Below are 8,773 nucleotides of genomic sequence, written 5' to 3' on the forward strand. Positions count from 1 at the left end.
GCACATCAAAGAACAATCCCGGCTCAGCCTGGGCGGATTGATGCACCGGACCGGCATCTCCGTTGTCAGAGCGCGCAAACACAAGCTGACGACCGACAACGGCCACAGGTTCAACATCGCCCCGAAGCGGTTGGATCGCCACTTCACCGCGGATCAGCCAAACCGGAAATGGACGGGCGACATCAGCCATGTCTGGACGCGTGAAGGCTGGCTATATCTAGCCGTGATCCTGGACTTGCATTCACTGCGCGTCATTGGCTGGGCTGTCAGCAATCGGATGAAACGCGACCTTGCAATCAGCGCTTTGAAGATGGCCATCACATTCAGCGCGCCACCAACGGCAGCATTCATCACACGGATCGCGGGTCGCGACACTGTTCCCATGATTACCGGAAAATCCTGCGCCAAAATGGGTTCAGCGCATCCATGAGCGGCAAAGGTGATTGCCCTGATAATGTGGCGGTCGAGACGGTCTTCAAAACCATCAAGGCCGAACTGATCTGGCGGCATCCCCGGGAGACACGGCGGAAAGCTGAAATGGCAGTCTTCGAATACATCAATGGCTTTTGCAATCCGCGCCGCCGCCACTCAGCTTCAGGCTGGAAAGGCCCTGACGCCTTCGAACGAAAAGCGGCTTGAGCGAGCACTTGGGGCGGCACGAAGGCGCGACAGGTTCAGTCCTGACAGATCTAAAAACGGGCGCGTCGCGCTCGACCTCGAACTCTTGTCGGAAATCATCTGCACTTCGACTTCTTCGGCATTCGGGAAGGTTTCGAAGAAGGCGAAACCGACGCGGTCGATGGCAGTCGGGTCGGTGCAGGACAGCAGGTATTCCGCGTGGAACTCTGCATGTGCCGCGCCTTCCTCATCGGCGTGTTCATCTTCCGTATGGTCCGCGCGGTGCTCGTGATGCTCGTCCATCAGGTCCGCGCTTGCTTCGACGACCGTGCAATCCGCTGCGGCTGGCGGAACGAAAAGCGACAGCGGGTCCGACAATGTCTTGATCGCGGCGTCCAGCTTGGCGCGGTCTTCTGCCGTCGCTGCCTCGTATTCGAAGCCGGCGATATCGGGACCGGGGGCCTCCAGGTCCATCGTGACCTGCGTTCCCTCGATGGCGATATCGAGCGCGGAGTGCCCGTGTTCATGGGCGCCAAGATCCCGTGTTTCCTGTGCAAACAGCGCAGAAGGCAGCAGCACGGCGATGATCAGGGGGGCTTTGTCAGTTTGTGTTCTCTGTATTTTGAGTCCGGTCAGGGGCTGGTCATGATGCGGATGTGCGCAGGCTGCCCGCGATGCTGAGCGCTGCAAAGATCAGGGCCGCAACGCAGACAATGGACGGTCCCGCCGGTGTGTCGAAGATATAGGCGGCCCGGAGTCCGATCAGCGCCGCGACACTGCCGATGCCCGCGGCGACCAGGGCCATGCTTTCGGGCGTGCGGCTGAGCGGTCTCGCGGCAGCGGCAGGGATGATCAGCATCGCGGCGATAAGCAACACACCCACAACCTTGATCGCGACAGCGACAGTGATCGCCAGCGCCAGCGTCAGAACCAGTTGTTCCCGTCGGGGGTCGATCCCGCTGGCATAGGCAAGATCCTCGTTCAGCGTCGCGGTCAGAAGGGCCGACCAGCGCCATCCGATGAGCGCGACAACCAGAGCGGCCCCGCCCCAGATCACCAGCAGATCCATGCGCGACACGGCAAGGATATCGCCGAAGAGATAGGCCATGAGGTCGATCCTGATGCCCGACAGGAACGACACCGCGACCAACCCGAAGGCCAGCGCCGAATGGGCGAGCACCCCCAGCAACGTGTCCATCGCGTAGCCGCGCCCCGTGAGCAGGTTCACCGTCAGCGCCATCAGAAGCGCTATCGCCATGGCCCCCGCAAAGACCGAAATCGACAGGGCCAGCGACAGGGCGATACCGAGGATCGCGGCATGGGCCGTCGCGTCGCCGAAATAGGCCATGCGCCGCCAGACAACGAAGCAGCCCAGAGGGGCCACCGCAAGTGCCACACCGATCCCGGCCAGCGTGGCGCGCATCATGAAATCATCCAGCATCATTCGGCGGCTTCCGTGTGGTCATGTCCATGATCGTGGTCGTGACGATAGAGCGCCAGTGCGCCCATCGTGCCCGACCCGAAGAGCGCGCGGTATTCCGGGGCCGAAGCCACAACCTCGGGCGTGCCTTCGCAGCAGACATGGCCGTTTAGGCAGATCACCCGGTCCGATGCGCTCATGACCACATGCAATTCGTGGCTGATCATCAGAACGGCGCATCCGGTATCGCGCCGCACGGACTCGATCTGGCGATAAAAGGCGGCAGAGCCGGGCTGGTCCAGCCCTTGCGTTGCTTCGTCCAGCAACAAAAGGTGCGGCTTGCCGATCAAGGCGCGTGCCAAGAGCACCCGCTGGAACTGACCTCCGGAAAGCCGCGACATCTGTGATTTGGAGAGGTCCGGCACGCCGGCTTGGGTCAATGCGTCGCCGATGGCTTCGGGAGCGACCCCACGGGGCAGCGCCAGGAACCGCGCGACCGTCATCGGCAGTGTCGGGTCGATGTGCAGCCTTTGCGGCACATAGCCCAATCGTACATCCGATCCGCGCGTCACCCGTCCCCGCGCGGGTTTGACCGCTCCGATGATGGTGCGCAGCAGGCTGGTCTTGCCCGAGCCGTTCGGTCCGACGATGGTAACGATTTCTCCCGGATCGACGCTGAGCGATACATGTGACAGGACGGTTTTCGCGCCATAGCTGATGCTCACGTTCTCGACACAAACGAGGCTCATGCGCGGACGTCCCCGGCGGCCTTTTCCGCGCAGGTCGGACAAACCCCTTCGGCTTCGACCACAGTACGCTCGATTCTGAACCCGGTCGCGCGGGCGGCAGCGCCCAAGGCCCCCCGCGCCGGGGCCGATTGCGCCTCGGCCACGGACTCGCACAGGCGGCAAATCATGAAGGCGGGCGCATGGTTTTCGCCGGGATGGGCGCAGGCAATGAAGGCATTGAGCCGCTCGACCCTGTGCGCCAGACCATTGCTTACAAGAAAGTCGAGCGCGCGGTAAGCGACAGGCGGCTGCGATCCGAACCCTTCTTCGCGCAATCGGTCGAGAATGACATAGGCGCCGAGCGCGCGGTGCTCCTGCAACAGGATCTCCAGCACCTTGCGGCGCACGGGTGTAAACCGAAGCCCCCCGCCGGTGCAGCGCGCTTCGGCGGCGGACAGCCCATCCACGACGCAGGCGGCGTGGTTGTGGCGCGCGAAGCCGACCGGCGTTGCTGCGTCTTCTGGAACGATGGGAGAGCCACTTGTCATGTTATCACGTTTCCACTAATGCAGATGAAATGTTATAAGATCACATGGAGAGCCCAATGTCCAGAATGCACCTGCCCCTCTCGGTCGTCACCGCCCTGATGGGAGGGGCCGCGCTCGCCGAGGTGCCGCGTGTCGCCGTCGATATCGCACCGGTCCATTCGCTGGTGGCGCGTGTGATGGAGGGTGTCGGCTCGCCGTACCTGATTGTCCAGTCCGGTGCCAGCCCGCATGAATATTCGCTCCGCCCCTCCGAGGCGACGGCGTTACAGGAGGCCGATGTGGTGTTCTGGGTCAGCCCCGAACTGACGCCCTGGCTGGGCGATGCGATTGAGACACTGGCGACGAATGCTTCGGTATCAGAGTTGCTGGAAGCCGACGGGACAATCGAGCTTGAGTTTAGGGAAGGTGCGCTGTTTGAAGCGCATGAGCATGGCGAGAACGAGCACGGCGAGAACGGGCACGAAGAGCACGCAGATGATGATGAACACGCCGAACACGATGCTCATGAAGGCCACGATCATGGCGGACATGATCCCCATGCCTGGCTGTCACCGCAGAACGCCGCGACCTGGCTCAACGTGATCGCCGGCCAGCTTTCCGCGGCGGACCCGGAAAATGCCGGAGCCTATTTCGCCAATGCAGCCGCCGGGCAGGAAGAAATCGACGCGCTGATCGGCGAGGTCACTGCCGTGCTGGAACCTGTGCGGGGCGGGCAGTTCATCGTCTTCCACGATGCCTACCAATACTTTGAGAATGCTTTCGATTTTCCGGCCTCGGGTGCCATATCGATCAGCGACGCTTCCGACCCGAGCCCGGCGCGGATCTCCGAAATCCAGCACAGGATCTCAGGCGAAGGCATCACTTGTGTCATGTCGGAACCGCAGTTCAATCGGGGAATCGTCGCGGCCGTGCTCGACGGGATGGAGGCAGATACGGCAGTTCTCGATCCTCTGGGGTCCGATCTCGAGCCCGGTCCGACGCTTTATCCCCAGCTCATCCGTAATCTCGCTTCAACCCTTGCGGAATGTCTGTGACACCGACACGGGCGCAAACGTCAGCGATGAAGCCTGATGGTCGGTAGGTGGCCGCAACTGACAGGTCCCGCCATCGTCTTGTGGGAGATGCGTCCCGGCAAGAATGCAGGGGCACATCCCCACATCTTCGTGGACGCCCGAACCGGTTTGCTGGTCAACGAGCGCGGTCAACTCGACGTGCTGAGGGTTTCCTGGACCTGCGGCGCTTTCACGACATTGTTTCTCTTCGATGTCCTCGATCTCGACACAGGGACGGCACCGCCAGCTTCGCAGTCTGCCCCTGCAAAGGCGCGATTTTCGTGTTGGCCTTCGCTGCCGACTTCGACGCCGTCTGCATCGGGGCTGTTGCGGGCATCACGGTGGGTTCGGGGGCAGCGGCATCTGGCCTTTTGCTTGCCGGGCCGGGGGTGGCGGCACGCAGTCCGGACAAGCCGGGCGCGGGCGACGGTCACGGGGTTCAGGCACTCTTGGCGGCTGTTCATGTAATGGGCGGGGTGCTGATCGCGATCCTCAGCATCGGCATGCTGCTGCCCATGCCGGCTATGATTGGCACTTTTCGCGTCATAAATGTTATGTCATAACGTATCAAAATGATTTCGCCCTTGGGTTGACCCTGAAATGACCTTTGCCGCTTCGCCGACCGATATCCGCCTGCCTGTGACGTTGCTGACGGGGTTTCTCGGCGCGGGAAAAACCACGCTTCTGAATTCGGTTCTGCGCGCGAAAGCCGAACCCGGGATTGCCGTCATCGTGAGCGAGTTTGGCGAGGCCGGGCTGGACCACGACCTGGTCGAGGCGGTGGACGAGAAAATCGTCCTGATGCAGTCGGGATGTCTGTGCTGTTCGGTTCGTGCCGATCTGGCACGCACGATGTGCTGCGCCGCTGGCTCGCCGGGGCCACGTTGCCGTGGTCACCCGCATCCTGCCGCCGTATCTGGTTTGCAGCACTCGCAAGGGGTGACGGTGAGGCGGCGGCAATCGTGCGCCTTGAGCATGCGCAGCGAAAGACACTCTCCCGCGACCGGCTCACGCAATCGCGTCCTGCGAATCCCTGATCAGCACCGAAAGGAAAGAACATGAACCGTCCCGGACTATCCCCCGGATTAGCCCCCAGTCTATCCACTGCCCTGCTTGGCGCCCTCGCGGCAATGGCCACGCCGGCCTTTGCCGACGACGAAGCCGTTGCCTGGCGTCTGTTCGTGGCGGACCACACGTCCCCGACCGTTTCGGCCATTGGCCTCGATGACCCGGAAGAACGCTGGACGTTCGATCTGGCCGGACCGGCAAAGCTTTATTCGACGGCGGATCAGGCTCTGGTCATCGCCGTGCAATCGGACAACGAACAGGTCGATTTTCTGCAAAGCGGACTGGCCATTGCCAGGCATGGCGACCATGCAGATATCGAGCTGTCCGAGCCGGGCCATCTCGGCATGATCGAGGGGCCGCGCCCGTTTCATGTCGTCAATCATAGCGGTTCGGTTGCGATCACCTTCGACAGGGGCGGCTACGCATCCATTCTCGAAGAGAGCGCGGTTCTGGAAGGCGACATTGCGGAACAGAAGGTCCCGATGAACGTCGCGCATCATGGTTTTGTGGCAGATATGGGCGACTATTTCGTCAGCTCCATCGCGACAGAGGAGCCGATGGAAGAAGGCAAGGCGCCGCCTCGCATCGGTATCGGAAGTTTTGCCGCCGACGGCACCCCAATGGGCGAGGTGCACATTTGCACTGACCTGCATGGCGAGGCGTTCTCGGGCAGTTTCCTGCTGGCAGGATGCAAGGAGGGGGTCATCGCGCATGACACGACGGGTGGGCCGGATGCGTTCACAATGCTGCCCTACCCCGATAACTTCCCCGAGGACAGCACAGGTTTCCTGCTGGGCGCGAAGGCGATGCAGATCTTTCTGGGCGACTATGACGGAACCTCTGTCGTGATCGTCGATCCCGTGACGGAACCATATTTCACCCGCGTCGAGGTGCCCTTTCGCGAGGTCGATTTCATCCTCGATCCTGTCGATCCGCGAATGGCCTATATCTTTACCGAAGACGGATCGCTTCATCGGCTGAACATGTTGTCGGCCGAGATCGAGCAGAGCGCGCAGATCACCCAGCCTTATTCGATGGACGGCCATTGGCGCGACCCGCGGCCCCGGATGACCCTGGCGGATGACCGGCTGATCCTAACCGATCCGCTGGAGGCAACGCTGCGTGTCATCGACACGCAAGACCTGGCCGAGATCGAAACCATCGCAGTCGAAGGCATTCCGTACAACGTGATCGCGGTGGGCGGCAGCGGCCTCACACACTGACGGCCAGTCCGGCGCGCGACCCTTCGCAGGCGCGTGCCGGTAACTCTTTGCCGATGAGTCGTTTCAATGGGCATGGGGCGCGACACCGGCAAGAGCGTGTTAGCCGCTTGGCGTAGGGTGTTGCACTCTCCCGCATATGACCCCCAGTTGGGACGCTCATCGAGAACATTGTTCTGCATCTCGGAGATGCGCCATGAGCAATATGGAGTTCGTCAATGCAATGGGCTTATTTTGGTGAACAAGTCGCAGAGACTTGAGGTTTTGCCTGCCTGCCTGCGTGCCTGCCTGGCGTCGGCAATGTTGCACAAAAGAGGCGCAGACGTGGGTCCGGGCTTTCCCGCCTGAACTCTGGCGACGGCTTTGATCTCGGCCCTTCCGAGGAGCGAGACGGTGTTCATGATGGCGATGCGGATGTGGATTTCGGCGGTCTGGTGGACGGCGACCCGTGACATGATCGTTTCGCCGAAGAGCTACGGGCAATGCATTCTGGCCTTGATGCGACTTCGAACATGAGAGCGGGCCGACGTCTTCCAGAGCGTCCTGCCCAAAGGTGCGCGCGACCCTCAGGTGCGGCTCCTGTCACAAAACAGATGGTCCGCCCCGAGAATGACGCGCACCGAAGAGAATTCGGCCATCGGGAGGGCGATTTTATGCTGTTCAAGCAATCGCCTGGCCAGGCACGTCACCTCTCTGGTCGAACGTGTCAGCCGCTTCACCGTGCTGCTGAAGAACGCGAATACCCACCTGCATGAGTTTGATCTGAACTGGACAGGAAGTCCCGAGAGGTTGAGGAAAAATGGTTTGACGGTTGCGAGAGAAATCACGGAAGCCGATCGCGTGTCTTTTGAGGACGTTAGGGATTATGCTGGGAAACGCCTTAGAATCAACAACATAGAAGTTGCATCAGGGCCGATGTGGCGCTATAATATGTTCGACTAGCGAGGCGCCTGATGAGCGAACAGGAGACAATTCAACAGCTTGCGGGCAGGGTGACTCCGAGCCTTGTTTCTGCTCGCCATGTCAACGGGTCAAGCTTCATACACTTGCCGGTAGTTTACCCTAGCGGCTCTTTCGTGACTGTTTGCCTTAGTTCAGCCATTGGAGGAATACGCGTAAGTGACGCCGGTTTCGCGTATCGCGAAATTGAGAGTTTTGGTGCGGGTAGGTCTTTCGGAAGGCACGCAAAATCGGTCGCTGAAATGTTTGATGTTGAGGCGGGGCGAAGGGCCATCTTCGCAGACGTTCCTAGACACGATGTTGAGAGAGCGATTTTTGATATTAGCGCCGCGTCACGACTTGTAGTTGAGCGCGTCATGGATCGGATAAACGAGGACGGCGATGTCAGCGTTTCTGATGCTCTGCGAGAGCGGCTAGACAAGATATTCCCTGCCAATGTCTGGTTTGAAGACAAGATAGACGGCGCATCGTCAACAGAATGGGATGTTACGGCCATCGCCAAAGTCGGCGGAGGCGTTGCCGTCTTCCAAGCTGTGTCAAAATATCCTGTTTCCGTTTACAAAGCGAGTACGGCTTTCCATGACCTAGCCGCACTAGAAAAGCCGCCAGCACTTGTTGCAGTCGTAGCTAGCAAGAAAGATCTCGGTTCAAGTTTGCCTCTCCTGTCTCAAGCGGCGCGGGTCATTGAAATTGACCAAGCTGACGAAGTTTACAAAAGGGCTGCGTCCTGATGTTGTCTTTGTCCAAGGCTCGCAAAGAAGGAAAATTACAAGAGTTCATCGCTCAAGAAGAGGCCAGAGGTGTCGGGCCTATCAGCGAGGCGGAGTTTGACGCTACCGCCTCTGTCGTTATCAGAACGCCGCAATCAGCCGATCAAACATCCGATTCACCTCGCCGCGATGGTTCGCGCGGAAAGTGAATTCATCCAGATACTTGCGCATATGCTGCTGACTGATCGAAACGTGAGTGCCACGGATCGAGTGCTTGAAGTGACGCCAGAAGCTTTCGACGTGGTTTGTGTGGTGCATCGTATCGGTCTCGGCGTCGTAAATCGCCCACTGCTTAGCCCCATGCTTGACGGCGACGTGGGTGTAGCCTTCGCCTTTAAGTAAGCTGTAGCTGTAGAGTTCGTCAGTCGAAACGGTGGCGCCCGCCTCAA

Annotated in this window: 10 protein-coding genes and 4 pseudogenes; 8 read left to right on the forward strand and 6 right to left on the reverse strand. The window is 60.3% G+C overall.

All coding sequences use genetic code 11. From position 1 onward, the window contains the following. A pseudogene (locus ATI53_RS21865) lies at window positions 1–639 on the forward strand (IS3 family transposase); the annotation flags it as partial. On the opposite strand, the gene ATI53_RS21870 reads toward ATI53_RS21865, so the two are convergent. From ATI53_RS21870 to ATI53_RS21885, 4 genes are read right to left on the reverse strand one after another with little or no spacing between them, the layout of a single operon-like run. Beyond that, the gene (locus ATI53_RS21870; protein WP_240778659.1) at window positions 595–1,308 is read right to left on the reverse strand and encodes a DUF2796 domain-containing protein; all 714 of its coding nucleotides are present in this window, start codon (window positions 1,306–1,308) and stop codon (window positions 595–597) included. The pseudogene ATI53_RS21865 and the gene ATI53_RS21870 sit on opposite strands and share 45 nt — an antisense overlap. Beyond that, window positions 1,262–2,059, reverse strand: coding sequence for a metal ABC transporter permease (locus ATI53_RS21875; RefSeq protein WP_034452917.1), 798 nt, complete (start codon window positions 2,057–2,059; stop codon window positions 1,262–1,264). Before ATI53_RS21875 ends, ATI53_RS21870 begins: the two co-directional genes overlap by 47 nt. After that, window positions 2,059–2,787 (reverse strand): ATP-binding cassette domain-containing protein, encoded by a 729-nt coding sequence (locus ATI53_RS21880; protein WP_009505392.1) that lies wholly within the window; start codon window positions 2,785–2,787, stop codon window positions 2,059–2,061. The genes ATI53_RS21875 and ATI53_RS21880 overlap by 1 nt, the downstream gene beginning before the upstream one ends. Then, the gene (locus tag ATI53_RS21885) at window positions 2,784–3,314 is read right to left on the reverse strand and encodes a Fur family transcriptional regulator (protein WP_009505391.1); all 531 of its coding nucleotides are present in this window, start codon (window positions 3,312–3,314) and stop codon (window positions 2,784–2,786) included. Before ATI53_RS21885 ends, ATI53_RS21880 begins: the two co-directional genes overlap by 4 nt. A 56-nt stretch (window positions 3,315–3,370) precedes the next feature. On the opposite strand from ATI53_RS21885, the gene ATI53_RS21890 reads away from it, so the two are divergent. The 5 genes and pseudogenes from ATI53_RS21890 (at window position 3,371) to ATI53_RS21910 (ending at window position 6,657) form a co-directional block, all read left to right on the forward strand. Beyond that, window positions 3,371–4,348 carry a zinc ABC transporter substrate-binding protein gene (locus ATI53_RS21890; RefSeq protein WP_034452916.1) on the forward strand — a complete coding sequence of 326 codons (978 nt, stop codon included), beginning with the start codon at window positions 3,371–3,373 and terminating at the stop codon, window positions 4,346–4,348. Window positions 4,349–4,435: 87 nt separating this feature from the next. After that, a complete protein-coding gene (locus ATI53_RS24555) occupies window positions 4,436–4,834 on the forward strand; it encodes a DUF1007 family protein (RefSeq protein WP_375342745.1) in 399 nt (132 codons plus the stop codon). 132 nt (window positions 4,835–4,966) lie between these two features. Further along, window positions 4,967–5,209: pseudogene (locus tag ATI53_RS21900) on the forward strand (GTP-binding protein); the annotation flags it as partial. Beyond that, entirely contained in the window at window positions 5,179–5,403 is a 225-nt protein-coding gene (locus ATI53_RS24145; RefSeq protein WP_083840642.1) for a DUF6525 family protein, read from the forward strand. The pseudogene ATI53_RS21900 and the gene ATI53_RS24145, both read left to right, overlap by 31 nt. Window positions 5,404–5,424: 21 nt before the next feature. Then, complete coding sequence (locus ATI53_RS21910) at window positions 5,425–6,657, forward strand: metallochaperone AztD (RefSeq protein WP_240778660.1); 1,233 nt, start codon at window positions 5,425–5,427, stop codon at window positions 6,655–6,657. 350 nt (window positions 6,658–7,007) lie between these two features. Here the strand turns inward: ATI53_RS21910 and ATI53_RS21915 are convergent. Then, window positions 7,008–7,205 (reverse strand): annotated as a pseudogene (locus ATI53_RS21915) (IS5/IS1182 family transposase); the annotation flags it as partial. Between the two features lie 48 nt (window positions 7,206–7,253). Here ATI53_RS21915 and ATI53_RS24615 point away from each other — a divergent pair. Together ATI53_RS24615 and ATI53_RS21925 are read left to right on the forward strand one after the other, a co-directional pair. Then, window positions 7,254–7,395, forward strand: a pseudogene (locus ATI53_RS24615) (IS30 family transposase); the annotation flags it as partial. A gap of 212 nt (window positions 7,396–7,607) precedes the next feature. Then, window positions 7,608–8,345, forward strand: a complete 738-nt coding sequence (locus ATI53_RS21925; RefSeq protein ID WP_146609994.1) for a hypothetical protein — start codon at window positions 7,608–7,610, stop codon at window positions 8,343–8,345. 120 nt (window positions 8,346–8,465) lie between these two features. Here the strand turns inward: ATI53_RS21925 and ATI53_RS21930 are convergent. Then, on the reverse strand, window positions 8,466–8,773 hold a 308-nt coding region (locus ATI53_RS21930), incomplete at its 5' end, for a transposase (protein WP_146609995.1).

It is taken from the genome of Salipiger aestuarii (assembly GCF_003259905.1).
GTDB classification, from domain to species: Bacteria; Pseudomonadota; Alphaproteobacteria; order Rhodobacterales; family Rhodobacteraceae; genus Salipiger; species Salipiger aestuarii.